This is a genomic window from Hydrogenophaga sp. NFH-34 (assembly GCF_021401345.1).
Lineage (GTDB): Bacteria > Pseudomonadota > Gammaproteobacteria > Burkholderiales > Burkholderiaceae_C > Hydrogenophaga > Hydrogenophaga electricum.
The window spans coordinates 91,752-116,605 of record NZ_JACBGE010000001.1 but is presented as its reverse complement, the minus strand read 5'-3'; the positions used below and the strand labels follow the sequence as shown (position 1 = coordinate 116,605).

Here is a 24,854-nt window from a genome sequence, read left to right as displayed (position 1 = left end):
CTGCGTCAGCAATCTCACCCGGCCCGTTTCGTGGCTGGGGCCGGCATCCTCTGGCGTGTATCCACACACAAAGGGAACCCGTTGTTCCGCCGGCGGGCACCGGCACCGAATACCGTCGACCGCAAGCGGTCTCCTGGCACCTCGCAGCCTTGCGGGCCAAGGCGTCAGGAGACCGCTCGCGGATGGACGGAAGCACGTCGATCAGCGGAATCGCGGCGAGCGCGATTCGATGGAACAATGACCTTCTCGCCCTGCCAGCCGTGATCGGCCTGTGCAGGACGCGCACACCGTTGCAGAAGGGAACGCGCGCTGGGGAGTCCCGCGAGGCGCGGGAGGTTTGCCCCGCCGTCGGCAGCAGCCGGCGTGGCAGAGGGAGATAGGGGCGTCAGTTCGCCCTGGGGCGCCGACGCGGTGGGCCTGATGCACGGCTGGATGCGCCGCGCTTGCCTGCTCCGGTATCTTCGACCGGCTGCGTGCCCTTGCAGTCCGGGTAGCGGCTGCAAGACCAGAACGCGCCGCTCTTGCCGCTGCGCTGGCGCATCGATGCGCCGCACTGCGGGCAGCTCGGTGCGGGCGGCAGTTTGAGGTTCAGCGTGGCGCCGCGGTACTGCTGCACGAGCTGAGCGACCCAGCTCGATTGCTTGGCGATGAAGGTGTCCAGCGTCATCTGGCCGGCCTCGATCATGTCCAGCGCCTGCTCCCACACCGCCGTGGTGCCCGGGTCGGCGATGGCCGCCGGCACGGCGTCGATCAGCGTGAAGGCGGCATCCGACGCGCGGATGGACCTACCCCTCTTCAACAGATAACCGCGGGCCAGCAGCCCGCTGATGATGTTGGCGCGCGTGGCCTCGGTGCCAATGCCCGTGGTGTCCTTGAGCTTCTGCTTCAGGCGCGGGTCGGTCACGAGCTTTGCGACGCCCTTCATGGCCCTGACCAGCTCGCCTTGCGTGTAGGGCTTGGACGGCAGCGTCTTCAACGCCTTCAGTTCGACCTGGCCGACCTGGCAGGCGGCACCTGCCTGCAGCGCCGGCAACACCTGTCCGCGCTGTGCATCCTCACCGTCACCGTCCTCGGGCTCCGGCGCCGCCAGCACTTGGCGCCATCCGGCCACCGCGATCTGCATGCCGACCGCCACCAGCGACTGCCCGCCGCACGTGAGCTGCGCCACCGTCCGGTCGAACTCGTGGTGCGGCAGGAACTGCGCGAGGTAATGGGCGCGGATCAGCCGGTAGACGGCCAGCTCCTTGTCGCTCATCGCCGAGAGATTGGCCGGCTCCAGCGTCGGAATGATGCCGTGGTGCGCCGTGACCTTGCCGTCATTCCAGGCCCGTGAACGCTGCTGGCGGTCCAGGCGGTCGATCAGCGGCCGCAGACCGGGATCGGTCTTGACCAGGCTGTCGAGGACGGCCGGCACCTCGGCCAGCATGCTCTCGGGCAGGTAGCCCGAATCCGAGCGCGGATAGGTCGTTGCCTTGTGCGTCTCGTACAGCGCCTGGGCAATGTCCAGCGTCTCCTGCACGTCGAGGCCCAACTGCTTGGAACACACTTCCTGCAAGGTGCCGAGGTCGAACGGCAGCGGCGGGCCTTCGCGCACGCGCTCGGTCTCCACCGACAGCACCTGGGCGGTGCCGGCCGCGCGCAGGCGTTCGGCGGCCTGCTGCGCCACCGGCTGCTGCAAGCAGCGGCCGGCGTCGTCGGTGCTGCCCTGTGGCGGCATCCAGCTTGCGACGAAGGACTGGCCTGCATGCGAGAGTGCCACCTCGATGGCCCAGAATGGCACCGAGACGAAGCGCGTGATCTCGCGATCCCGGTCCACGACCAGCTTGAGCGTCGGTGTCTGCACACGCCCGACCGACAGCACGCCGTTGTAGCCGGCCTGGCGCCCCAGCAGCGTGAACAGGCGGCTCAGGTTCATCCCGATCAGCCAGTCGGCACGCGACCGGGCGAGCGCGGAGAAGTACAGCGGCAGCGTCTCGGCGGACGGCTTGAGCGCACCCAGCGCCTTACGGATCGACGCATCGTTGAGCGCCGACAGCCACAGCCGCTGGATCGGGCCGCGGTAGCCGCACAGCTCGATGATCTCGCGGGCGATCATCTCGCCCTCGCGGTCGGCATCGGTGGCGATCACCAGTTCGCCCGCCTTGGCGACGAGCTGCTGCACGACCTTGAATTGCGCCGCGGTCGCCGCCTTGGGCTCGACGCGCCACCGTTCGGGAAGAATGGGCAGTTGCTCGATGGCCCAGCGCTTGTACTGCTCGCCGTAGCCTTCGGGCGGAACCGCTTCGACCAGATGACCGATGCACCAGGTCACGACGACACCCGCACCGCTATAGCAGCCGTTGCCGCGTTGGCCGGCGCCCAGCACACGGGCGATGTCCTTGCCCTGAGACGGCTTCTCGCACAGGAACACGCGCATGAAGCCTCCTTGGAAATGAGCGGTTCGTCGGATGGGCCCAGCTTGGCCGGGCCAGCGAATGCCGACAGCAAGGAAGCCGATTGGCGCAGACACCGCTTTGTGATCGGCAGGCGATCCGCTGCCGCAGTGGTGCGAGCAAGACCGCAGCAACTGGCGCAGCGGAAGCGTCGTTTCGGGAGGGCGGCTGGAATTCGGTGGACGACCCTGGAGCTATCCCCTGGGGATAGCTGGTGCATGGCGGGCGTCTGACGGTTGCTACAGCCGCCCTCGGGAGAGCGGCACAGCGCAAAACGGCGAGCGAGCTACTGCCCGCCGGCCGGCTTGGCGCTGAGCGTCACCGACTCGATGCGGTACGGCAGGATGCCCACGCGCCGAGCCTCGATCTTGAAAGTCGTGCGCTCGTTGTCGTCAGCGTCTTCCCACTCGTCCTTGACCGTGCGGCCCTCGACCAGCACCCGCATGCCCTTCTGGTACAGCGTCTGCCAGTGGTTCGCGTCGCGGTGCCACAGTTCGACCGGCGCCCAGAAGCCGCCGCGGTCCTCAAACTCGCCGTCCTTCTTCGGGATCGGGTTGTCGAAGTAGACGTTCAGGCGCAGCAGCCGGCGCGGCTCGTCATTGCCATTGGGGAATTCGCGGTAGTCCGGCGCAGAACCGATGTTGCCTTCGCCGACGAAGTGCGTACTCATGGTGACTCCTTGGGGGTGGTGGATGGAACGGACACGGCATGCCCGTGGACACGCCGCAGGTAAGCCGCTTCGGCCTGCGCGGCCTTGCTGGCGCACTCCTGGGCCTGGCGGCCCAGCGTGTGAAGGAGGCTGATCTGCATGTTCAGCGCGATGCGTTGCAGCTCCATCGCGTACAGGCCGTCGATCAGCGAGGCCGGCGTCGCCGGGCGGTCCAGCAGCGATTCCCACAGCGCCACGCCCATCGAGGAACGGTCGTGGTTGCGCCAGCGCAGGAAGGTCGTGCCTGCGCCCGTGGTCTGCTGGGCCAGTTGCACGTCGAGCAGCGAGAACGGGTAGGCCCGCGCTTGCTGCAGAACGCGCCGCTGCGCCAGGGCGATCAGGTTGTCGCGAAGCGCCGTGCATTGGTTGGCCCAGGCTTCCAGACTCCCCTTACCCTTAAAAGGCTGTAAAAGGCCTTTTAGGTAGCCCGCGTGTTCCAGGCGCTGGAAGTCCGCCTGTTCCAGCGGCAGGAAGCGCGCCGGTTGGCCGGTGGAAGACGGTGCCGTCATGCCTTTGCGCCTTCGCCACCGTGATCATGGTCATGGTCGTCGTCCGCTACGTCGGCTGCGCCAGCGACGGGTGCGGCATCAGCGGCTGCGCCAGGCTTGCCCGCCCGCCGCGCGATCGGTGGTGCAAAGCGCGAGCGGCGCGTGCCTTCGAGCACGTCCTGCGGCAGTTCGCCGAACTTCTCCAGCGCCGCCCGCGCCACCGCGTTCTTCGAGGCGAAGTCGTCGCGCGTCGCGCCGGAGTAGCGGTACTGCTGTGCCAGGGAGAACAGGCTGCGCAGCGCGTGCGCGCCGTCGTTGAGCCAGCGTTCCAACGTACTGCGGTCGATCAGTGCGGTGTGGTGGGCAAGGATCAGCTTGCGCGCCAGGTCGTCATAGTCGGCCAGCAGGTACACCGCCATGAAGCCGAGCTGCGCGTTGACGAACAGCGGCAGCTTCACGGGCTGCACGTTCATGTTCTCGCCCAGCGAAAGCGCAGGCGGCACGTCGGCCAGTGCCTGGTCCACCTGCTCGCGCAGCGCCTGCAAGCTCGTCTTGGTCTGCGTCAGCTTGTCCTCGATGCGCAGCATCCAGAAATCCGAGTAAGGATCGTCCTGCTCGGCACCGCGCTTCATCTTGTTCATCACGCTGATGTAGCCGTTGAGGCCGATGATGCCGGGCCGACCCTCGGCGGGCGCTCGACCATGCCAGATGCGCGAAGCGTGGTGGGTGTGCAGCGTCAGCGACATCGCGCTGCGCAGCGATCCGAGGTTCAACTGCAAGGGCTGCTGGGATTCGTTGGCCATGGTGACGACTCGCGGTAAAGGAACGAGCCGCCAGCATCGGCATCGCCCGGAAGGGCGTCAGTCAACAAACCGCAGCGGGTGCGTCCCCGGTTGTCGTCCCGGAAGGCCGCGTGTTGCGTCTATCCCCAGGGGATAGCTCCCCGTCTCAGGCGATGAAGACGGGGACCGAACCGGGGGCGCGGAAGGCTGCGTGTTCCACCTATCCCCTGGGGATAGGTCCGCGCCGGGCTGCGACGGTGCGACACATGACAGAACCGAAGCCGATGGCTGGAAGGCTTCGTGTCCCAGCTATCCCCTGGGGATAGCTGTTCAGGCGTTGCCCAACGTCGAACGCAGCTTCGCCAGGTAAGCCCGCGCTGCCTCACGGCCGGGGCCGTTAGGTGCGGGCGGTGGCGATGCAGAAGGAGCCGGTTCGGGTGGCCGTGGCGGCGGCGCAGGCGGCGTCGATGGCGAGCCGCCTTCGCCGGCCCAAGCCTTGAACTCGCCGCGGATCGCCTTCTGGATGATGCCGAACAGGTAGCCGGCCGGGTTGCGCACCGCGCTGTTGCGACAGCGCGCATCCCATTCGTCCAGCACCGCCTGCCGCAGCGACTCGTCCACCTGCTGCAAGGCCACCATCGCGCCGCTTTGCTGTTCGTCCTTCAAGCGCAGCAGGCGCTCGGGCAGGCGCAGGTGCTGCAACGCCTTCGCGCGCGGTACTGTACGTACTTCACTATGATTTTCTTTACGTACTGTACGGTCCTCCTTCGGATTCCGAAGTGAGCCGTCTGGCGCGGGTTTCGGCCCTGCTTCGGAATCCGAAGACGGGCCGTCGAGATTCCGAAGTAGGCCGTCCTGGCCTTCTTCGGATTCGTGATCCACAGGCTCTTGTGGATAACTCGCATCGACCCATTCGTTGCAGGCCATGCGTTGTGCCAGCACCTGTAGGCGCGTGGGCAGCGTGCGGCCATTGAGCATCGGGTCTTCGGCGATCTCGCGCAGGGTGTTCGCACCGACGATTTGCACCGCCTTCGCGGCATGGGTCAGCGCCTGGCTGACCAGGCCCAGGTAGTCGGGGTCGAGCTGCATCGCCTCGAAGGGTGTCAGCGGTTCGTCGTGCAGCACGTAGAGGTTGCCCAGGATGCGCCCGGTCTTCGGGTCGCGGCGCCGTCGCACCAGGCTCAGCCAGCGCGTCAGCCGCAGCAACGTCAAGGCGCGCGCCACGGTCTCGTGCGAGGCTTGTGCCGCGCATGGCATTGAGGCAAGAAAGGGCCGGAGCTGGTCGTAGGTCGGGAAAGCCGTCACGCCGTCGCTCTGGAGCTGCAGGCGGAACACCTGCCAGGCGTTGCGCTCCAGCGGCGTCAGGCGACGGTCGAGGAACAGCGCGCGCGGCACGCTCTCGTGCCGGTTGCCGCTGTACAGGAAACCGTCGCTGACCGGCGCGGACTGCGCCGCAGGGGCAGTGCCGCGCGGGGCTGGCGGTGCCGATGGTGTCGGGGGGACCAGTTCGCGCAGCGCGTCGTCGAACAGTGCCGACAGCGCCACGGGGCCATCGCGCCGGGGTGAGCCGCCGGTCGCCATGGTCTACACCAGCCCCTGATCGATCCAGTTGCGTATCGCCGACCAGATCACCGACATCGGCAGGTTCAAGGTCTCGGCCAGGTCCATGGTCAGCGCCAGCATCGCCACCTCGTCGTCCAGCGCGACGCCGCGCTCCGTGACGCCGGCCTTCCATTGCTTCCACAACGCCGTGTCCTGCGCCTCGTCCAGCACTGGATGCCGCCCCTTGCGCTTGGGCAGGCCGAGTATGTCGCGGCGCAGGGCCACCTCCTGGTGCGTCAGGCCGTAGAAGCGGCTGACCATCTCGGTGCTAGCGCCCAGGCGCAGCATGCGGTCAACCGTGGCGATCTCGCGCTCCACGTCGTGCACCTGGCTCAGCAATCGCTTGAGCACCTCGCGATTGACCGACACCGAGCACCACGAGACCGTGGCATTGACCAGCATGCTCACGAGTTCGGGATGCTTCAGCGCATCGAGTTCTTCCTCGCCGAAGCCCATCGCCTTGCAGCGTCGCAGTTGCCCGTTGCGCAGGTCGTGCAGCGCCTGTGCGATGACGGCCTGGTTGAGCGGGTGCGGTGCGGACATGGGTGGTCTCCGCTCAGGCGCCGCGGCCGGGGTCGCTGGAGGCCGCGCCGGTCTCCAAATCCAGAAGCCGCCGCGCCAGGCGCAGCAACCGAAACAGCTTCACCAGAGCGGCATCGCTCAGGCGTGGATGGGCACCGCCGCCGCACAGCAGCGGCGCCAGATCGTCCGCCAGCCGGGCGCGATCGAGCCCGGCCGCGGCACGTGCGGCGCACAGCGCCTGCAGCAGCGTCAGCACTGCCCGTGCGAATGGCGGCACGGCGCGCGGGGCCGGCGGCGCCGTGCAGGTGAAGCCGATGCCGCCGTCGCTGGGCTCGACCTGTTCGGCCACGGCGGCTTCCTCGGCGATCTCGCGCGCGAACTGCGCGATGTGCACGCGCAGCCGATCCGGCACGTCCAGGCCGGGCTCGATGTACCAGACGTCCGAGATGGGATAGAGCCCGCCCGCCTGCACGGGGATGGCGCGCAGCGCGTCGGCCTCGAAGTCGGGCAGCTTGTCGCCCATCTGGTCGGCCACCATGCGCTGGATGGATTGCAGGCGGTCGGTGGTCGTCGCCGGGGAGACGATGTGGCCCTGCAGGCGTTCATCGCGTTGCTTGTCGTCCTGCTGCTCGTCGCCCCGCTGCGCGCTTTCGGCGCCGCTGGTCGAGGCCGCCTGGTTGGCGCCTGCCGACGCGGGAGCGGGAGGCGCTGACGACTGCACCGAAGGCCGTTCCGGCGCGGACGCAGACGACGCCGGGGCTTGAGGTCTTGCTGCCTGCGGCGGCGCCGGATCGCTGGTCAGCGCACGCTGCCGGCTCTCCGTGTCGTCGATCTCCAGGCTCAGCGTGTCGTAGTCCGCTTCCAGCAGATCGGCCATCTGGCCGACCAGCTCGTCCTGCACCCGCTGCGGCGAGAAGTTGTCCGGCTGCGCATCGAACTGCGCAAGCACGTCCTGGAACAGCGTGGCGAAGTCCACCGACAGGCTGCGGCCCAGCGCACGCCGCTCCCAAGTGCGTTCGCAGGCCTTGCGCAGCACCGCGAGCCGTTCGACCTGGTGCCGGCCCAGCCCACCGTACAGCAAGCTCGGGATCGCCGGTAGCAGGTAGTGCACCGCGTCCTGCATGCGGCTGATGTGCGACTGCGGCAGCGGGAAGCCATCGGCCGTGAGCCGACGTGCCAGCTCGCTCTGCGACAGCGATTGGCCGCTGTCCCGCCCCATCTCCTGTTCGTAGAACTCGCGCGCCTTCTCCACGCCCAAGGCCCGCTCGATGAAGCTCAATCCCCCGCGCAGCTCGTTCTCGGCCAGGTGCCCGGTCAGCATCACTACCTCGCCGCGCTGCGGCCAGGGGCGGAACAGGCAGGGGATGCGGAGAAAGCGTTCGTCCTTCGTCTCGCTCCACAGCTCGCGCAGGATCGCCAGGCGCGTGTTGCCGCCGTTGCGGATGATGTAGTGCGGCTCGCCGGGCCGGCGCGTGATGGCGGGCGGCGCGTCCAGCCCGCGCTCGCGAATCGACGCCTTGATGTCCTCGTAGGCCGGGTTGCGCGTCACGCGCGGGTCGTGGTCATAGGGGCGCAACTGGTCCAGCGTGACGACCATCGGCGTGTCGGCGATGGGGTCGGTCAAGGCTGCGGCCGAAGGGCTGCTGCGCTCGAAGCCCGAGGCCAGCAGCTTCGCGGCCATGTCGTCCGGCGTCATGTCAGCCATGGCTGCGCTCCTGCGGCGATGCCGCGGCTGCCTGCGCCTGGCGGTCGGCGCGGCGAAGCTGCGCACGGGCATTGCGCTCGGCGCGGTGGTCGCTCGCCGTCGAGCTGGTGTAGATCGGCGCGCAGCCCTGCTTCGTGAACAGCAGGTGCCCGCCACGGGTGCGCACCACCTTCCAGCCCTCGTCCAGGGCAAACTCGATCAGCGCTCGCAGCCGCTTGTGGCCGCGCGCCAGTTCATGCGCGCTGGCCATGGCCGGCCCCTCCCGCGTTCTCTCGGCCGGTGACGAGCGCGAAGCGCTCCTGCCACGCCGGGAAAAGCTCGCCGGCCAGCGCGCGCATGGTGTCCAGTGCCGCGGGTGCGGCGCGGCCCGCCGGCTGGCGGTACTCCACGCGGTGCACCGGCAAGCCTCGCGTCGCTGCGCGCGGATACGCCTCGATCGCCGGCACGTCGGTGTCCAGCACGCGCACGCCAGGCTGCCCCTGGAACACCTGTCGCAGCGCTTGCTGGATCAGCCGCGCGTTCGACGACACCGGATGCACGCGGTTGATGAGCAGGTGCAGCGGCGGCGGCTCGATGCCCAGGTGCCGGTACGGCGCGATGTCCTCGATGAGCTGCAAGGTGCCGCGGCGCAGCTCGCGGGCCGCGAGGATTTCCGGGGTCACCGGCGACAGTGCCAGGTCCGAGGCCAGTACCGCCATTTCCAGCAGCACGCTGCGCGCGCCCTGGGTGTCGATCAGCAGCAGGTCGTAGCGCGGCGCGAGCGTCGGCAGCAGGTGGCGCAGCCTCAGTCTGCCATCCGGCGCGTGCAGCAGCAGCGTGTTCAGCTCGCCGCGGTCGTCGTTCGACAGCACCAGGTCCAGCCCGGCGATGGCGGTACGCGATACCAGTTGCTCGGCGCGCTGCTCGTTGTAGGCCAGCATCTCGTAGATGCCGGCCGGCGCGCGCTCGGCCAGCGTGAAGTAGCTCGACAGTGTGGGCTGCACGTCCAGGTCCAGCAGCAGCACGCGCAGCCCGGCGTCGGCCGCGAAGCCGCCCAGGTTGGCCGCCGTCGTGGTCTTGCCCACGCCGCCCTTGGTCGAAATGATGGACACCACCTGCATGGGCTTCTCCCGGTTGATTGGCATGTGCCGGAAGAAGCGTCAGGCGCGCTCGTTGAGGCGGTCAGCGATCCATTGCTCGACCTCCACCGAGTCCCATCCCACGGCGCGCACGCCCAGGCGCAGCGCCTTTGGGAACCTGCCCTCCTTCATGAGCGAATAGATGTGGGCGCGCTTGAAGCCGGTCTTGGCCTCGACTTCGGCGCGGCGCAGGATGCGGTGCTCGGCCGGCGTAACCGGCGCTGTCGTCTGCGAAGACATGAGAGACACTCCTTGACGCTCATTGGCGTTGTTCGGAAAGTGCCTCGCATTGAATAGACGGCCGCCGCGGAAATCACTGCAATTGCAGAAGGCGCGACTGCAATTGCAGGGCGCGGCCGGGACTTGAATCAGCGCGACGCTTCGAGGTGGCGCCGCGCCTGCGCGAGCTTGCTCCACAGCGTGCGTTCGCTCAGGCCCGGCCGGCCTTCGTGGTGCGCGAGCAGCGCGCTCACCACCGCGTCCATGCTGTGGAAGGACGAATAGGCCGTGCCCGAGGGCGACTTGCCCAGCAGCAAGGTCAGCAGCCCACCGATGATATTGAGGTAGGTCGTCTCGCTGCGCAAGCCCGGCTCGCGCGACGTGTCGCTGGCATCGCCGCGCGCCGCCTGTACCTTCGCCAAGGCTTCGTGCGCGGCTCGCAGCGCCTCGCGCACCTGCGAGAGTTCGGCGAGCTGCACCTTCGTTGCCTCGCGGTCGGCCAGCAGGATGTTGAGCGTGTCCACGCTCACCACCGGATGCACCGCGCGTTCGATGTCGTCAAACAAAAAACCCGGCCGCTCGCCGGGGTAGTAGTGGGCCATCCACGCTTTGAGGTCCACATGGCGCACGGTCAGTTGCGGATCATCTAGCGCCGGCCGTTGGCCGTCCATTACGATACCGTCCCTGCCACCGGCCAGCTCGCCATGCGTCAGCGCGTCGAAGATGCGGTCGGCATATAGGCGCAGCAGTGGCCAGCGCGGAAACTCGTTGGCCTCCGGCATCGCGCGCCGCCCCAGCGTTTGCAAGATGCGTTGCTCGAAGCGCAGCAGTCCGCACCAGCGGATTGCCGCCTCCATCGGGCGGTAGTAAGTCTTGGCGCCAAAGGCAAGGCTGCTCGATTTCGGCATGTCGTGCGCTTCCCATCGTCGGATCGACAAGTGGCAAGCGCGCGCAGCCCACGTGGGCGCGACGATTGCCCAGAACCCGATCAAGCGCGGGCCGGTCGGCACATGGTGAACGTTGGGTTCGGCGCTGAAGCCGAGCGTCGCATAAAAGGCAAACACTTCTTGCGATGCCCAATACACCTCCACCATAATGCGCCTGCGAAAAGTCTTGTTACCGGCGCAACGGTTTGAAATATCGCGCATCCATCAGGGATGCCGCGCTCAACCAGAAAACCAGGGCAAATCTTTCTTAGGAAATGGGGCGGGGTAAAGCGTCAATGCGTCGGCCGGATGAGCCGGTTTGCATCCAGGCAAAGCTCATGCGTTCCGCGTCAGTACACTGACTTCGGCAGCGCGCCGGCATCGGTCTCTCATGCCATGCGGATTACCCCAGCGATGTGCCCCCTATCGTCGTGACGCATGGTGGTCGAACGGTGATGCAAATCCGGTCTTGCGCCAGACCCAATATGCATCGACCGATCCAGTATTCCCCACCTCATGCCAGGCGTTGATCGCCGCCAACTGGCGTGCCTGCCACACGCTCCGCGCGGTCGATGAACTGGCGCAACGGTTCCAGGATGTCCCCCTGTGGCCGCAGCAGATACGTCGTCAACGAAACGTCCCGCTCCGCAAGCGGTCGCGCCACCACTTCGGCTTGCGTGCAGCCTTCGAGATGCGCTGCACTGGAGAACCCCACGCCATAGCCCGCAGCCACCAGGGCCAGCATCAGCGAATGGGTGCTGACGTACTCCGCCACTGCTGGCTGAATGCCAATGGATCGGAACAGGTGTTCGCGCTGCTGCTGGCAACCGTCACACACCTGCGGGTCGCACAGCACCAGCGAATACTTCACCACCTCCTTCAGCGGCACTTCCTTGTACGCCAGCAGCGGATGCCGCGCCGGCAAGGCCACCAGGAACGGATCGCGCCACAGCGGCGCCACCACGATTTCGCCCTCCACATGCCCTACCGACGCCAGGCCTGCGTCGAACAGACCCACGCCCAATCCGTGCAGGAGTTGGGCCAGCGGTACCTCCGTCAACCGGATGCTGACCTCCGGCGCTTCCTGCCGGCACAGCGCGAGCAGCGCGGCTAGGCGCGTGCGTCCGATGTCGCCTGCCAAGCCGATGCGCAGCGTGCCGTGATAGCCCGCCGCCGCATCCCGAACGCGGGCCTGGGCTTGCTCGCAGGCCAGCATCACGCGCAGCGCATCTTCCAGGAACACGCGCCCGGCCACGGTCAGCCGCACGCCACGCCCGTTGCGGTGGAGCAGCGTCACGCCCAGGTCCGCCTCCAGCCGGCTGATCCGGCGCGACAGCGGCGACTGTTCGATGTGCAGGCGCTTGGCAGCCCGGCCAAAGTGCAGCTCCTCGGCCACTGCGACGAATGCCTCGATATGACGCAAGTTCATGTTTTCTCCCTATCTGTGGGGCCACTGCCTATGGCCCTGGTCGCAGTTAAGGAGAAGAATGCAGCCGTTGCAATCACCCCTCGCAGCTCGCGATGCCTACCGGATGCATTGACCAGCAACGCGCCAACTCGATCACGCCTGCTGGGCTGCCGACATCATGGAACAAGTATGTTGATCAGGCTCAGACGGAATAACTTTGGTGAAGCATCAACTCCTCCCGTAGTGCCGTGACTGCTGCACTACAGATGCTTATCCCAAAGTGGCTCACGTCTTTCCGCCAGCCTCATGACCGAGCCTGAGCGCATCAATACGCTGGTTGAGGGTTGGGTAAGAAAACTCGCCGACGCGAACATCGACCAAGCGTCCAGCCGCGTTAAAGAACAGGGTTGTTGGTAGGCCTTTTTGGCCCATTGAGCGGGCAACTTCGCCCTGCGTGTCAATCAACACATTTCGTAGCGACAGCTTGCTTCCTGCAAGAAATTGCTGGATCTTGGCCGGTGCCTCCCCTTGATTGAGAAACACGATGTTGATGTCAAGATGCTCGTTCTGAGCGCGCTCGAAGACGGGCATTTCGCGCCGGCAAGGTGGGCACCAGGTGGCCCATAGATTGACCACCGTAGGCTTTCCGACGTAGGACTGCAGCGCGATATGGTCGCCCTTTATGGAGAGCGTGTTGAAATCCGGCAGGAACTGCCTTTCACGAGACGGCAAGGCCAGGACCACCGTTCCGACGATCCAAATCGCACTTGCAGCAGTCAAGCCCGACAGCAGGGGCTTGCTTATTGTCGGGAAACGTAAAACGACCGTCGCGGCATAGAGCCATGCTGCAAGTAGCCCAGCCCAGGGAGACCATCCTCCATCACGAAAATCAAGAACGCTCCATGGCGTGCTGGAATAGGCTTCATGGTACTGGAGCACAAACCCCAAGCGAGCGCAGATCGCGCTGATGAACAGACCGCGGTAGATTCGACTCTCTACTTCGACTCCGGCTTTACGCCCAAGCCAATTTCCGACCAACAAAGCGATTGTCAGGACGAGCGCAGCGAGGACCAGGCCGGGCGGCAGTGACACTGGTCCGATCTGAACGGAATGAATCAAGTTCTAGCTCCCGCCTTGAACGAGCGGGCCGAAACATCCGCTCGCCAGCTTCTGGGCAGGAGGTGGCCCTTTCATGCCGATGGGCGGCCTTGCATATCGCACGGTTGGTGTGCCCTCAGGTCACCTGCAAGGAGCCCCTCGCATTCATGAGCAGCTCGATGACATCCGGCGCCGTGATGACTTCGAAGCGCGGGTCCATCTGCTCGGCCGTCAGACCGTTGTGAATCATGCAAGAGCCGCAGATGGCGATGCGACCACCTTTTTCGAGGTACTTGGCCAGCAGGTCTGCCACGGGCTCGAACGGCTTGCCGATCGCCATGCCCGCCGTGGCCCCGGGCTTGCCGAGTTGGACGGCTTCGACCATGAGGATGATGGTGGCCGTGTGGCCTTTGAGCAAGGCGTTGAGGGCCATAGTGAAGGTCACGGTGACCTTGTTCGGATTGCTGGTGCCGTCGAAGACGGTCGCGACGAAATCAGTGGTTTGCATGTTCAGCTCCTGGTCAGTGTATGAATAGAACGGTGGGACGGTCTACGGGGTGAGGTTGCGTGGATTTTGGCAAAGGTGCTCATGCCGAAGCCTTCAACTGCCGGCTTGCATCCTTGAGCGCGCTTTGCACCATTTCCTCGATGCTGGGGTGGTAGTACGGCATCGTCAGCAGACTCTCGACCGTCTCCCCGCGCTGGATGGCCCAGGCCAGCAAGTGGGCCAGATGTTCCCCGCGCGTGGCGAGCAGGCCGGCACCTAGCAGGCGCCCATTGCCGCGGTCCACATACAGGCGAACGAGGTTGCCTTCGGCACCCATCACGCGCGATCGACCATTGGCGTCGCCTTGCGCGGAGCCGATGACGGTCTGGTCGAGATTCAGCGTGTCGTAGGCTTGACCGACCGTCGCGATGTCGGGGTCGCTGAACACGATCGCCAGCGGCGTGCGGCGTGGCGGGAGTTCGGCAAGGGGGGAGCCACCAAGCGATTGCGCAGCGGCACGCGCTGCGATCAGTCCTTCATCGACGGCCTCATGCATCAGCGGCCGAATGGCACTCACATCACCGGCGAGAAACACGAGGGACGAGCCGGCACGCAGGGTCTTGGCATGCAGGACCGGCTGTCCGCGTGCATCAAGCGGCACGCCTGCCAGTTGCAGATCCAGACCTTCGACATTGGGACGGCGACCCAGTGCGGCCAGAACGACGTCCACTTGTTCGACAGCGTCGCCGCTGCGCAGCTCGATTGATTGCTGCCGGGCAGTGGCTTCGACGGGCCGCCCCAGCCACATGGTGATCTCGCCGCTGAAGTGCTCGATGGCACGCGCACCGATCTTGGGGTCGGTGATGCCTGCGGGCAAGGCCTTCATGTCACCGGCGACCAGTCGAACCCCGAGCCGCGACAGCGCCAACCCCATTTCCAGCCCGATGGCGCCCAGTCCCAACATTCCGACGCTCCCGGGAAGGGTGTCCAGGTCGAACAGACTATCCGTGGTGAGCAGCCGATCGCCCAGCGCCGCAAGAGCCTGCGGAACCACCGGCCGGGAGCCGGTGGCGACGATGAACGCCCGAGCGTGAATGAGCTGGCCGTTGACGTCCACGGTGTTGGGACCGGTGAAACGCGCCGTTCCCGTGAGAAGCCGATCTCCTGCGACCTCGCGGGTGCGCTTGGCGGTGTTACCAGCGAGCAGGTCGCGCGTCCTGCGGGCGTGGCTCCACAAGTCGTCAGGAGTGGCCGAGCCCGCAGGTGCGGCGGCCTCTTTCAGCAGCGCGCGCAGGTTGGCCCACTGGTGGCCGGCATGCAGTGCTGCCTTGGAAGGCATGCAGCCCACCCGGGCGCAGGTCGTGCCCAAAGGGCCATGGTCGATCAGAACGGCGGACAGGCCGAGGCGACGCAATTCGCTGAAAGCCGTGAGACCGGCAGTGCCAGCTCCGATGATGGCAACGTCGGTGGTGATGGACGAGGGCATGCTAGGGGTTCTCCTTCGTTGTGTCTGCATCGTCGCAGCGCGTCTCAGCCGACCAAGGGGCCGATGCAGACACGGTTAGGTCGCTTAGGTCGTCAGACGACGGCGCGTGGTACTTGAGCCAGAAGGCTTCCCGGCAGGTCGAGTTGAAAGTCACTCGCGCAGGCGTGATCCGCTCGTCGGAATGCCCATCTGAAACGACCTCGTAGGTGATCCAGCATTCCGGGCAGATATCGGCATCCACCGGCACCGAGTCCTGCTCGGTCGTGCAGAAGATCGTGGCGCCGTCGGTGAACCGATAGGTGACCGTCTCCTGGGTCACTTTGAACCCATCCTCCTGCCAACTCAACGCATCGCGCGTCATGCTCTCGATACACATCGGGCTGCGGCGCTGTCGGATGGCTGCGACGTAGCTGGCCAAGTGCCGCATGGACGCGCTCTATTGCTCTGCCGGCAACGAACTGAGAGGTGTTTCAGCCATGAACTCGTCGAAGGCGGCCACGGCGTTGGCTGCGTACATCGCAGAGGGGCCACCCCCCATGTAGACCGCCACGCCCAGGGTCTCGTGCACTTCGGCTTTCGTGGCCCCCAGACGAGCCAAGGCCTTGGTGTGGAAGCCGATGCAACCGTCGCAGCGCGTCGCGATGCCAATCGCCAGTGCAATGAGTTCCTTGGTTTTGGCGTCCAGCGCGCCATCGGCGATGGCGGCTTTGCCCATTTCCGTGAAGCTCTTCATGACCTGTGGAACGCTGGCACGCAGCGGTGCCAGGTTGGAGGTGATCTGCTTCGTCACGTTCTTGTAGCTGGTCGTCGTCATGGAAGTTTCCCTGGCTCAATGGGCGTTTGCGGTGCCGGCCGGCTGCCGCCGAGCAGGCCACCAGCCAGCGATGGTGTAGGCCAATATGGTCGATCCGACCAGGCCGGCACCGAACACCAGGGCGATCAAGAACCAGTCGGCCGGGCCGGCGGCATCGGTGAAGCCCGAGGAAGACACCTTGGCCATCAGGACCAAAGCCAGTGCTCCCCCGACGATGCCCAGCGCCTCCGAACGCACCAGGCGGCGTGACACGAGGCCTTTCTCGCGCACCAGCAGGGCGACGAAGGCGACCAGGCCCAGGACGACGACGGCCAGGAGAATCCACAGCAAGGGGCCGAGCATTTCCTGGAAAACAGCCAGCAGGATGAAGGGATCGAGTTCTTTCATGGCGGTGTCTCCTTAGGCGCGGCCGCGCAGCATGCTGATGTAGGTGGGCTTGAGCGCCATGGTCTTCATGACCCAACTGATCCACAGCTCCTCCAGCGGTGCGATCACGCCGGGGAAGGATGGCACCAGGTTGTTCTGGTAGTCGAACTCCACCAGCATGGCGCGGCCCAATCGCGTGATCAGTGGGCACGAGGTGTAGCCTGTGTAAAGCGCGTCCGAGGTCTTGCCCGCGATCTCGGCAACGATATGGTCGACCGCGACGGGCACCTGCCATTTCACGCTCGCTGCGGTCTTGCCCTTGGGCACCCCGGCGATGTCACCGACGCCGAAAACGTTGCGGTAGCGCACATGACGCAGCGTGCCCTTGTCGACCTCCAGCCAGCCTTCGGCGGCCCACGCGCCGGTTTGCCAGGGCAGCGGGCTGTTGCGGATGGGCTCGGGCGCACGCATGGGGGGAATGACGTGGATGAAGTCGAAACCCTGTTCTTCGGTTCCCGCCGGCGTGTTGAAGGTGGCGATGCGCTTGCCCGGATCGATGGCCTTGAGAACTCGCTCGTAGTTCACCTGGATGCCGCGCTCCTGGAACAGCATGCGCACCTTCTCCGAGACGATGGGTACGCTGAACAGCGCCTTGTTGTTCGAGTTGTAGACGACCTCCGCCTTGCTGCGCTGGCCGCGCCGGCTCAGGTAGTCGTCCGTGATGAAGGTGTACTTCAGCGGCGCGCCCGCGCACTTCATCTCGGTGCCGGGGCGTAGAAAGACGCCACGGCCGCCCTTGTCGGCGAAAGCCGACATGGCTTGCCACGTGGCTTCGGCCTTGGCCGGGCTGTGGTAGATGCTGCCGATGCCGTTCTTGCCGATCAGGTCCTCTTCCATGCCTTCGATCAGGCCGTACTCCAGCTTCATGCCGGTGGCGACGACGAGGAAGTCGTATGCATGGGCCTGGCCGCTTTCCGTGACGACCTTCTTGCCTTCCGGATCGAACTCGGCAACGCGTTCCTGCACCAGCTCGACGCCGGCGGGCACGTATTCGGCGGTGGTGGACACCACGTAGCCTGCGGGCTTGATGCCCGAGCCCACCAGCGTGAAACCTGGTTGGTAAAAATGCTCCTTGCGCGCGTCGATCAGCGTGATCTTCGCGCCGTCCAGCGCTTCTGAGAGACGCGATGCTGCTGCCAGGCCTGCGGCGCCGGCGCCTGCGATGACGATTCGGGCCGTGGTCTTGACCTTGTTCGCCGCGTTGGCGATGCCCGGCGTAAGTGCAATGCCTGCAGCGCCGGCCGCACCAAGCGTCAGAAGAGCCCGGCGCCGATTGAGCGGTTGATCCATTGCCTTGTCTCCTTGGATAGGGTTCTTGTGGTGATTCATGGTCTCGTACCCCGTTTACTTCGGGGCGCAGTAGATGTCCCAGAGCATGCGCATGACGCGCACGACGTTGTCGTTGGCCAGCCGGTAGTAGACGTACTTCCCCTCCTTCTCGGTCTCGACCAGTCCCTCCTGACGCAACACGGCCAGCTGCTGCGACAACGTGGGCTGGCGAATGCCGGTGATGGCTTCCAGCTCGCCCACGTTGTGGCGAGCGGACGCGATCTGGCACAACAGCATCAAGCGGTCTTCGTTCGCAAGAACCTTGAGCAAGGCGCACGCTTCGCCAGCGTGCTCACGCAGCTGCTCGGGCGCTTTTAGGTTGCTCTTGTTGAACGGTGGCATCTTGGTTCTCGCTGTTGAACGAATGAAGAAATTATAATATGTAAATTCGTAAATCATTCCAGAGGTATCCCCGTGAATGTGATGGTTTCTGATGGGCTCGCCCGCGTGCCTTTCTCGTTGGCTTTCGAGGCCTACCGATGAGCGGGGCTTCCACCTCCCAACGGTCCTCTGCGGCCAAGCGGTGGCTGCCGGTCTTGTCCTGGGGGAAAACCTACGACCGAGGCCAATGGTCCGCGGACATGCTTGCGGCCGGCATCGTCACGCTGATGCTGATTCCCCAGAGCCTGGCCTACGCCATGCTGGCTGGCCTGCCACCGCAGGCGGGCCTCTATGCAAGCATGCTTCCCTTGCTTGCCTATGCGGTGTTCGGCAGCAGCCGCACACTGGCTGTCGGGCCGGCGGCGGTGACGTCGTTGATGACCGCCGCAGCCGTCGGGCAGGTTGCTGCGGCGGGCTCCGCTGACTATTGGGCGGCGGCGCTGGTGCTGGCTTTGCTGTCTGGCCTGATGCTGACCCTCATGGGCGTGCTGCGGCTTGGCTGGCTGGCGAACTACCTCAGCCATCCGGTCATATCCGGCTTCATCTCGGCGTCCGGCGTGCTGATCGCCTTGAGCCAGGCCAAGCACGTGCTGGGGATTGCGGCATCGGGCGATACCCTGCCGGAACTGCTTCCCGCGCTATGGCGAGGTCTGCCCCAGACCAATGGCCCAACCGTGGCTCTGGGGCTGTCGGCGCTCTTGTTCCTGTGGTGGTCGCGCAGCGGGCTCAAGCCATGGCTGCGCCGCATCGGCATCGGGCAGCGCTGGGCAGATGCCCTCGCCAAGGCGGGACCCGTGGCAGCCATCGCGGCGACCACAGTCGCAGTCTGGGCCTGGGACTTGGCCGCGCACGGCGTGCGTGTGGTAGGGGTGGTGCCACAGGGACTTCCGCCGTTCACGCTTCCTGCGTGGAACCCGGCCCTGTGGACGGAACTGGCCGTGCCAGCGCTGTTGCTCAGCGTGGTCGGCTTCGTTGAATCCATCTCGGTGGGGCAAACGCTCGCGGCCAAACGGCGCCAACGTGTCGAACCGGATCAGGAGCTGGTCGCGCTGGGAACGAGCAATGTGGCAGCGGCCTTCACGGGTGGTTTGCCGGTAACGGGTGGCTTCTCGCGTTCCGTGGTCAATTTTGACGCCGGCGCGCAGACGCCGGCGGCCGGGATCTACACCGCTATCGGCATCGCCGTTGCGACCTTGCTGCTCACGCCGCTGCTGCACCACCTGCCACAGGCCACCCTGGCAGCAACCATCGTGGTGGCGGTGCTCTCGCTGGTCGATCTGGGCATGCTCAAGCGGACCTGGCAATACTCACGCTTCGATTTCACTGTGGTGGCGGCCACACTGGCCGCGACCCTGCTGGCGGGCGTGGAGACTGGCCTGATCGCCGGGGTAGGCCTGGCGCTGATGCTGCATCTGTACCGCAGCAGCCGGCCGCATGTGGCTGTGGTCGGGCTCGTGCCCGGGACCGAACACTTTCGCAACGTGCTTCGCCATTCCGTGCTAACGAGCCCGCAGGTGCTGGGGCTGCGCGTCGACGAAAGCCTGTACTTCGCCAACGCACGCTATCTGGAGGACCGCATCAATGAGGCTGTCGCGGATCGCCCCGAACTCCGGCACGTGGTGCTTCAGTGCTCGGCCATCAACGACATCGACGCCAGCGCGCTCGAAAGCCTGGAAACGATCGAGGCGCGGTTGAACGAGGCGGGCATCCGGCTCCATCTGTCGGAAGTGAAGGGGCCGGTGATGGACAAGCTCGCCGGCACACCGTTTCTGACGCGCCTCAGCGGACGGATCTACCTCACCCACTATCAAGCCATCGCGGAATTGTCCCCCGACAGCCTGGCCTGAGGCAGCGAGGGCCGCGGCCACGAGTCACATCATTGGCGTCAATGCTCACGTCTGCAGTAGCAGTAGACGAACTGCTGAGTTGACCCCCACGGCGTCGTGTGCAGGGTCGTCGAGTGGTCCAAGAGGAGGAAGCAACTGCCGAACTCGTCATGCAGTTCGTCGGACGAGTAGCGCACCACGGGTAGACCACTGCACTGCGTCGGACCTTGTGGGCCAAATGCGCCGACGATGGCATAGCCGCCGGGCTTGAGCGCTTTCAATACCCGAGCGACATAGCGCTGGCGCTGTGCATGCTCCGTGAGGAAATGAAAGACAGCCCGGTCGTGCCACACATCGACGGAGCGCGGAGCAAAGTCTTGCTCCAGCACGTCACCCACCAGCCATTTCACCCGAGCGGATCGTTCGGCCAGTCGCTCTCGACAAACCTCCAATGCGCGTTCCGAGATGTCCAGAATGGCAATGTCACGATATCCCGCCTCAAGCAGATCGTCGACAAGCGTGGCCTCTCCACCACCCACGTCGACAATCGCGGCCGCGAGGTCCACGCCAGTTCGGCGGATGTAGCTCAGCGATTCATCGAGATGGGGGGCATACCAGCTCACCGCATTAGGCGACTTGCTTCCATAGACCTGTTCCCAGTGCGACTTGCTCACTTGGCGCTCCTGAATGCGGTACGGCTGACTTCGCCCATGCCCACTCGACCAGTGGCCGGACCCAGCACCAATGCCTGCGGCGGGCGGGCACGGACTTCATTGTGCGGCAGGACGCGTTGCGGATGCTGCGTGGGGTACATGGCGAGGGTCATTCAGGGTCAGACACAAGGCCGGTCGATGAAGACGGCATATTCGCCACGTCCGTGGTTGCTTCTGAACAACCAGCCTTACCGCGTGACCGTCACCGAGGTAGTGGTGCGACGGTGGCGCAACGTCAGCCAGCCCAGCATCACCAGTACCACCGCGATGAGCGGCAGCATCAGGGTGTTGATGGTTTCCCATCCCGAGGTGTTCAGCAGGCGCCCCGAACCGAACGACGCCACTGCCACGGTGCCGAACACCAGAAAGTCATTGAGCGCCTGGACCTTGGCCCGCTCTGCGGGCGTGTAGGTGTCAGTCACCATGGCCGTGGCGCCGATGAAGCCGAAATTCCAGCCTATGCCTAGCAGGATCAGCGAGCCCCAAAAGTGCAACAGCTCAAGCCCTGCCAACGCCAGCAAACCCGAGGCGGCGATCAACACGAGCCCCAGCGCCGTGATGGCGATCTTGCCGAAGCGCGCGATCAAGTGGCCCGTGAAGAAGCTCGGTGCAAACATGGCCAGCACGTGCCACTGGATGCCCAGCGCGGCTTCGCCGACCGTGTGGCCGCATCCGACCATGGCCATGGGAGCTGCGGTCATGATGAAGGCCATCAGTCCATAGGAGACGACGCCCGCGGTGACCGCCACCACGAAGGCCGGGCTGCGGGCGATGGTGCCCAGCGGCCGCGCCGTGCCTTCCGCCACGGCAGCTTGAGGCGGCGGAGCACGTAGCATCCATAGCAGTGGCAAGGCCAGCAAGGCCAGGCCGGCCTGGCCGAGAAAGCTGCCGGCGAACGGCGCCATGGGCCAAGCATCTCGCGTCCAGATGACGACCTGTGGGCCGATGACGGCGGCAACCAGGCCGCCCACCATGATGCGCGAGATGGCCTTCGCCCGTTGCGATGGCTCCACCGCGTCGGTGGCGGCGAAGCGGTAGCTCTGCACGCAAGCACCATAGAAACCGGCCATAGCGGTGCCCACGCAGAAGGTAGCGAAGTCGCCTTGCACTACACCGTAGGTGGCGATCAGTCCGGAGACGCTGCCCAGCAACGCGCCCAGCACGTAGGCCGCGCGCCGGCCCAGGCGGCGCATGAGCATTGCTGCGGGAATGGTCGATAGCGCAAGCCCCAGTTGATAAAGGCTGACAGGCAACGTCGCCAGCGTGGGATCGCTGGCGAGCATCTGCCCGACGATGCCGCCCAGCGAAATGATGATGGGCGGCGCGGCACCGCCCAGGGATTGGGCGGCTACCAGCAGCCAAACATTGCGTTGGGCATCTGCGGTGTTGGCTGCATTTACTGGTGTCGCCGTGATGGAACTTGTCATGGGCTCGTGTCGTGACGGGCACGTAGCCCGGTTCAAGATTCCTTGGGATCGAGGCGGTCGCGCCGGACCGCTTCGTCCTCCATCAACTCGAACCACATTGCATTGAGAACGGCGAAGGCGGCTGCCAGGGGCAAGCCGAGAATCCAGGCGAAATACCACATGGTCAATGTCCTATGAATGATGGTGTGCGTGCGTCAGTACGCATGGCCCTTGCCGTCCTGGATGGCCTCGGGGTCGACCTTGCCGCGCAGGACCGAGAACACCCAACTGGTGTACGCCAGGATGATGGGCATGAAGATGACCGTTGAAACGAGCATGATGAATAGCGTCAGGTGACTCGACGACGAGTCCCACACAGTCAGGCTCGCCGACGGGTTGACCGACGAGGGCAGGATGAAGGGGAACATGGACACGCCCACGCTGGCGACGATGCCCGCGATGCCGACGCCGCCGGCGAGCAGCGCAGCCAGCGGCCGGCGCATGGCCAGACAGAGCGCCGCGATCACCGGCCCGGCCAGACCCAGCGCCGGCACCACCCACAGTGCGGGATGGGTGGCGTAGTTGGCGAACCACGCGCCGCCCTGCGCCACGGCGTTCTTGAGCAGAGGGTTCGAGGCGCCAGACGTGTCGATGCTGCCGGTGATGGCATACCCCGTCACGAAGTAGGCCAGCAGCACGCCCGCCACGGCATACAGCACCGTTGTGAGAAGCGCCGCCACGATCCCGAAACGGCGCGCGCGTTCGGCCACGGTGCCCGACGTCTTGAGCTGCAGCCAGGCGGCGCCGTGCATGACCAGCATCGCGACCGAAACCAGGCCGGCGAGCAAGGCGTAAGGGTTGAGCAGCCCGAAGAAAGAGCCGTCGTAGAAGATCTGCATGTCGTCCTCGATGCGGAACGGCACGCCCTGCAACACGTTGCCCATCGCCACCCCGAAGATCAGTGCGGGCACGAAGCCGCCCACAAACAAGACCCAGTCCCAGCGGCTGCGCCACGCCGGCTCTTCGCGCTTGCTGCGGAACTTGAAGGCCACCGGCCGCAGGATCAGCGCGACGAGGATCGCGAACATCGCCAGGTAGAAACCCGAGAACGACACCGCGTAGAGCTGCGGCCACGCCGCGAAGATCGCGCCGCCGCCGAGGATCAGCCACACCTGGTTGCCTTCCCAGACCGGGCCGATGGTGTTGATGACGACACGGCGCTCGACGTCGCTGCGTGCCACGAAAGGCAGCAGCGTTCCGGTGCCCAGATCGAAACCATCGGTGAGGGCAAAGCCGATCAGCAGCACCCCCAGCAGCGCCCACCAGATCAGGCGCAGGACATCGTAGGAGATCAGTTCGTGCAGGATCATGTTCGTTTCTCCTTGGGGTGTTACTGCGCAGGCGCCAGGTCGGCCGAAGCGGCGGGCCGACCTTCGACGCGGGCCGGCGCATGGTCATCGGGGCCTTTGCGGATCGCCTTGAGCATCAGCTTCATCTCGATGACGAGCAGGACGGTGTAGATCGCGACGAAGCCAGCGATCGTGAGCAGCACGGTCGATGCGCCCAAGTTCGAGACGGCCACGGCCGTCGGCAGAACGCCTTCGATGACCCAGGGCTGACGCCCCACTTCGGCCACGATCCAACCGAGTTCAGCGGCGATCCAGGGCAAGGGGATGGACCACACGGCGACCTTGAGCAGCCATCGGTGCGCATCCAGTTTGCGCCGCGCCGACAACCAGAAGAACACGGCGGTCAGCAGGATGAAGAAGAAGCCCAGGCCGACCATCAGCCGGAACGCCCAGAACAGCGGCGCCACCCGTGGAACGGTGTCCCATGCAGCCTGGGATATCTGTTGCGGCGTGGCCTGGCGGGGGTCGTCCACGTAGCGTTTGAGCAGCAGCGCGTAGCCCAGCGTATGCCCATGCTCCTCGAAAGCGGCCTGCACCTGCGGGGGGACGTCCGCGCCACCCTTCACGGCGCGGATCTGCTGCAGGGCGTCGTATGCCACGATGCCGTCCCGGATGTGCGTCTCGGCACGCGCGACCAGCTCGTCGATGCCGGGAATCTCGGTGGTCAGCGAACGTGTGCCGATCAGTCCCATGGCCCAGGGGATGTGCACCGCATAGTGCGTCTCGCGCGCCGCCTGATCGGGAAAGCCGAAGGCGGTGAACGCGGCCGGCGCGGGCTCGGTCTTCCACATCGCTTCGATGGCGGCCAGCTTCATCTTCTGGTGCTCGGTGGACAGGTAGCCGCTCTCGTCGCCCAGCACCACCACCGACAGCGCGGAAGCCAGGCCGAACGATGCCGCGACCGTCATGGAGCGCTTGGCGAGCTGCAGGTGCCGTCCCTTGAGAACGTACCAGGCCGAAATCCCGAGCACGAAGATGGCGGCCGTCACGTAGCCGGCCGAGACGGTGTGCACGAACTTGGCCTGCGCCACCGGGTTGGTCAGCACGGCGAAGAAGTCCGTCATCTCCATGCGCATGGTCTGCGGATTGAACTGCGAGCCCACGGGGTTCTGCATCCAGCCGTTGGCGATCAGAATCCATAGCGCCGAGAAGTTCGATCCCAGCGCCACGCACCAAGTCACGACCAGGTGCTTCACCTTGGAAAGCCGGTCCCAGCCGAAGAAGAACAGACCGACGAAGGTCGCTTCCAGGAAGAAGGCCATCAGCCCCTCCAAGGCGAGCGGCGCTCCGAAGATGTCGCCCACGTAGTGGCTGTAGTAGCTCCAGTTCATGCCGAACTGGAACTCCATCACGATGCCGGTGGCCACGCCCATGGCGAAGTTGATGCCGAACAGCACGCCCCAAAACTTGGTCATGTCGCGCCAGATGGTCCGGCCCGTCATCACGTAGACCGTTTCCATGATGGCGATCACGATGGACAGGCCCAGCGTCAGCGGTACGAAAAGAAAGTGGTAGAGCGCCGTGATCGCGAACTGCAATCGCGACAGGCTGACGATGTCAAAGTCCAT

Annotated in this window: 26 protein-coding genes; 1 reads left to right on the top strand and 25 read right to left on the bottom strand. The window is 65.6% G+C overall.

Annotation, left to right across the window (positions count from 1 at the left end):
• Window positions 1-385 precede the first annotated feature (385 nt).
• The 20 genes from L0977_RS00580 to L0977_RS00485 form a co-directional block, all read right to left on the bottom strand.
• On the bottom strand, window positions 386-2,416 hold the full coding sequence (locus L0977_RS00580) for a DNA topoisomerase III (RefSeq protein ID WP_096450744.1): 2,031 nt from the start codon (window positions 2,414-2,416) through the stop codon (window positions 386-388).
• Window positions 2,417-2,718: 302 nt separating this feature from the next.
• On the bottom strand, window positions 2,719-3,102 hold the full coding sequence (locus L0977_RS00575) for a single-stranded DNA-binding protein (protein ID WP_096450746.1): 384 nt from the start codon (window positions 3,100-3,102) through the stop codon (window positions 2,719-2,721).
• The gene (locus tag L0977_RS00570; protein WP_096450748.1) at window positions 3,099-3,650 is read right to left on the bottom strand and encodes a DUF3158 family protein; all 552 of its coding nucleotides are present in this window, start codon (window positions 3,648-3,650) and stop codon (window positions 3,099-3,101) included. Before L0977_RS00570 ends, L0977_RS00575 begins: the two co-directional genes overlap by 4 nt.
• Window positions 3,647-4,432, bottom strand: coding sequence for a PFL_4669 family integrating conjugative element protein (locus tag L0977_RS00565; protein ID WP_096450750.1), 786 nt, complete (start codon window positions 4,430-4,432; stop codon window positions 3,647-3,649). Before L0977_RS00565 ends, L0977_RS00570 begins: the two co-directional genes overlap by 4 nt.
• A 309-nt stretch (window positions 4,433-4,741) precedes the next feature.
• A complete protein-coding gene (locus L0977_RS00560) occupies window positions 4,742-5,992 on the bottom strand; it encodes an STY4528 family pathogenicity island replication protein (protein ID WP_096450752.1) in 1,251 nt (416 codons plus the stop codon).
• 3 nt (window positions 5,993-5,995) lie between these two features.
• Entirely contained in the window at window positions 5,996-6,556 is a 561-nt protein-coding gene (locus tag L0977_RS00555; protein WP_096450754.1) for a DUF2857 domain-containing protein, read from the bottom strand.
• Between the two features lie 13 nt (window positions 6,557-6,569).
• A complete protein-coding gene (locus L0977_RS00550; RefSeq protein WP_234262731.1) occupies window positions 6,570-8,240 on the bottom strand; it encodes a ParB family protein in 1,671 nt (556 codons plus the stop codon).
• The gene (locus tag L0977_RS00545) at window positions 8,233-8,490 is read right to left on the bottom strand and encodes a hypothetical protein (protein WP_009521547.1); all 258 of its coding nucleotides are present in this window, start codon (window positions 8,488-8,490) and stop codon (window positions 8,233-8,235) included. Before L0977_RS00545 ends, L0977_RS00550 begins: the two co-directional genes overlap by 8 nt.
• Window positions 8,474-9,340, bottom strand: coding sequence for a ParA family protein (locus tag L0977_RS00540; RefSeq protein WP_009521546.1), 867 nt, complete (start codon window positions 9,338-9,340; stop codon window positions 8,474-8,476). The genes L0977_RS00545 and L0977_RS00540 overlap by 17 nt, the downstream gene beginning before the upstream one ends.
• 39 nt (window positions 9,341-9,379) lie before the next feature.
• Window positions 9,380-9,598, bottom strand: a complete 219-nt coding sequence (locus tag L0977_RS00535) for an AlpA family transcriptional regulator (RefSeq protein ID WP_009521545.1) — start codon at window positions 9,596-9,598, stop codon at window positions 9,380-9,382.
• A 128-nt stretch (window positions 9,599-9,726) separates the two neighbouring features.
• The gene (locus L0977_RS00530) at window positions 9,727-10,725 is read right to left on the bottom strand and encodes an ATP-binding protein (RefSeq protein ID WP_442786597.1); all 999 of its coding nucleotides are present in this window, start codon (window positions 10,723-10,725) and stop codon (window positions 9,727-9,729) included.
• Between the two features lie 292 nt (window positions 10,726-11,017).
• Window positions 11,018-11,932: a LysR family transcriptional regulator gene (locus L0977_RS00525; RefSeq protein ID WP_009521543.1), complete on the bottom strand. Its 915-nt coding sequence runs from the start codon at window positions 11,930-11,932 to the stop codon at window positions 11,018-11,020.
• Between the two features lie 264 nt (window positions 11,933-12,196).
• Window positions 12,197-13,030 (bottom strand): TlpA disulfide reductase family protein, encoded by an 834-nt coding sequence (locus tag L0977_RS00520; RefSeq protein WP_096450756.1) that lies wholly within the window; start codon window positions 13,028-13,030, stop codon window positions 12,197-12,199.
• A gap of 115 nt (window positions 13,031-13,145) precedes the next feature.
• Window positions 13,146-13,517, bottom strand: a complete 372-nt coding sequence (locus L0977_RS00515; protein WP_009521541.1) for a DsrE family protein — start codon at window positions 13,515-13,517, stop codon at window positions 13,146-13,148.
• Window positions 13,518-13,596: 79 nt separating this feature from the next.
• Window positions 13,597-14,982, bottom strand: a complete 1,386-nt coding sequence (locus L0977_RS00510) for a dihydrolipoyl dehydrogenase (RefSeq protein WP_096450758.1) — start codon at window positions 14,980-14,982, stop codon at window positions 13,597-13,599.
• Between the two features lies 1 nt (window position 14,983).
• Window positions 14,984-15,409 carry a hypothetical protein gene (locus L0977_RS00505; RefSeq protein ID WP_009521539.1) on the bottom strand — a complete coding sequence of 142 codons (426 nt, stop codon included), beginning with the start codon at window positions 15,407-15,409 and terminating at the stop codon, window positions 14,984-14,986.
• A gap of 9 nt (window positions 15,410-15,418) precedes the next feature.
• The gene (locus L0977_RS00500; protein ID WP_009521538.1) at window positions 15,419-15,796 is read right to left on the bottom strand and encodes a carboxymuconolactone decarboxylase family protein; all 378 of its coding nucleotides are present in this window, start codon (window positions 15,794-15,796) and stop codon (window positions 15,419-15,421) included.
• Between the two features lie 15 nt (window positions 15,797-15,811).
• The gene (locus L0977_RS00495) at window positions 15,812-16,183 is read right to left on the bottom strand and encodes a DUF5368 domain-containing protein (protein ID WP_009521537.1); all 372 of its coding nucleotides are present in this window, start codon (window positions 16,181-16,183) and stop codon (window positions 15,812-15,814) included.
• 12 nt (window positions 16,184-16,195) lie between these two features.
• Window positions 16,196-17,512 (bottom strand): NAD(P)/FAD-dependent oxidoreductase, encoded by a 1,317-nt coding sequence (locus L0977_RS00490; protein WP_198363370.1) that lies wholly within the window; start codon window positions 17,510-17,512, stop codon window positions 16,196-16,198.
• 54 nt (window positions 17,513-17,566) lie between these two features.
• Window positions 17,567-17,893 (bottom strand): ArsR/SmtB family transcription factor, encoded by a 327-nt coding sequence (locus tag L0977_RS00485; protein ID WP_096450762.1) that lies wholly within the window; start codon window positions 17,891-17,893, stop codon window positions 17,567-17,569.
• A 239-nt stretch (window positions 17,894-18,132) separates the two neighbouring features.
• On the opposite strand from L0977_RS00485, the gene L0977_RS00480 reads away from it, so the two are divergent.
• Complete coding sequence (locus L0977_RS00480; protein WP_234262730.1) at window positions 18,133-19,779, top strand: SulP family inorganic anion transporter; 1,647 nt, start codon at window positions 18,133-18,135, stop codon at window positions 19,777-19,779.
• Between the two features lie 38 nt (window positions 19,780-19,817).
• Here L0977_RS00480 and L0977_RS00475 read toward each other — a convergent pair whose 3' ends face one another.
• The 5 genes from L0977_RS00475 to L0977_RS00455 all read right to left on the bottom strand — a co-directional run bounded on the left by L0977_RS00475 (window position 19,818) and on the right by L0977_RS00455 (window position 24,854).
• Window positions 19,818-20,432: a class I SAM-dependent methyltransferase gene (locus L0977_RS00475; RefSeq protein WP_096450766.1), complete on the bottom strand. Its 615-nt coding sequence runs from the start codon at window positions 20,430-20,432 to the stop codon at window positions 19,818-19,820.
• Window positions 20,433-20,659: 227 nt separating this feature from the next.
• Window positions 20,660-21,898 carry an MFS transporter gene (locus L0977_RS00470; RefSeq protein ID WP_096450768.1) on the bottom strand — a complete coding sequence of 413 codons (1,239 nt, stop codon included), beginning with the start codon at window positions 21,896-21,898 and terminating at the stop codon, window positions 20,660-20,662.
• A gap of 32 nt (window positions 21,899-21,930) precedes the next feature.
• Window positions 21,931-22,059: a cytochrome bd-I oxidase subunit CydX gene (gene cydX / locus L0977_RS00465; RefSeq protein ID WP_096450771.1), complete on the bottom strand. Its 129-nt coding sequence runs from the start codon at window positions 22,057-22,059 to the stop codon at window positions 21,931-21,933.
• Between the two features lie 33 nt (window positions 22,060-22,092).
• Window positions 22,093-23,247, bottom strand: coding sequence for a cytochrome d ubiquinol oxidase subunit II (gene cydB, locus L0977_RS00460; RefSeq protein WP_096450773.1), 1,155 nt, complete (start codon window positions 23,245-23,247; stop codon window positions 22,093-22,095).
• Between the two features lie 20 nt (window positions 23,248-23,267).
• Window positions 23,268-24,854 (bottom strand): cytochrome ubiquinol oxidase subunit I, encoded by a 1,587-nt coding sequence (locus tag L0977_RS00455; protein ID WP_020226636.1) that lies wholly within the window; start codon window positions 24,852-24,854, stop codon window positions 23,268-23,270.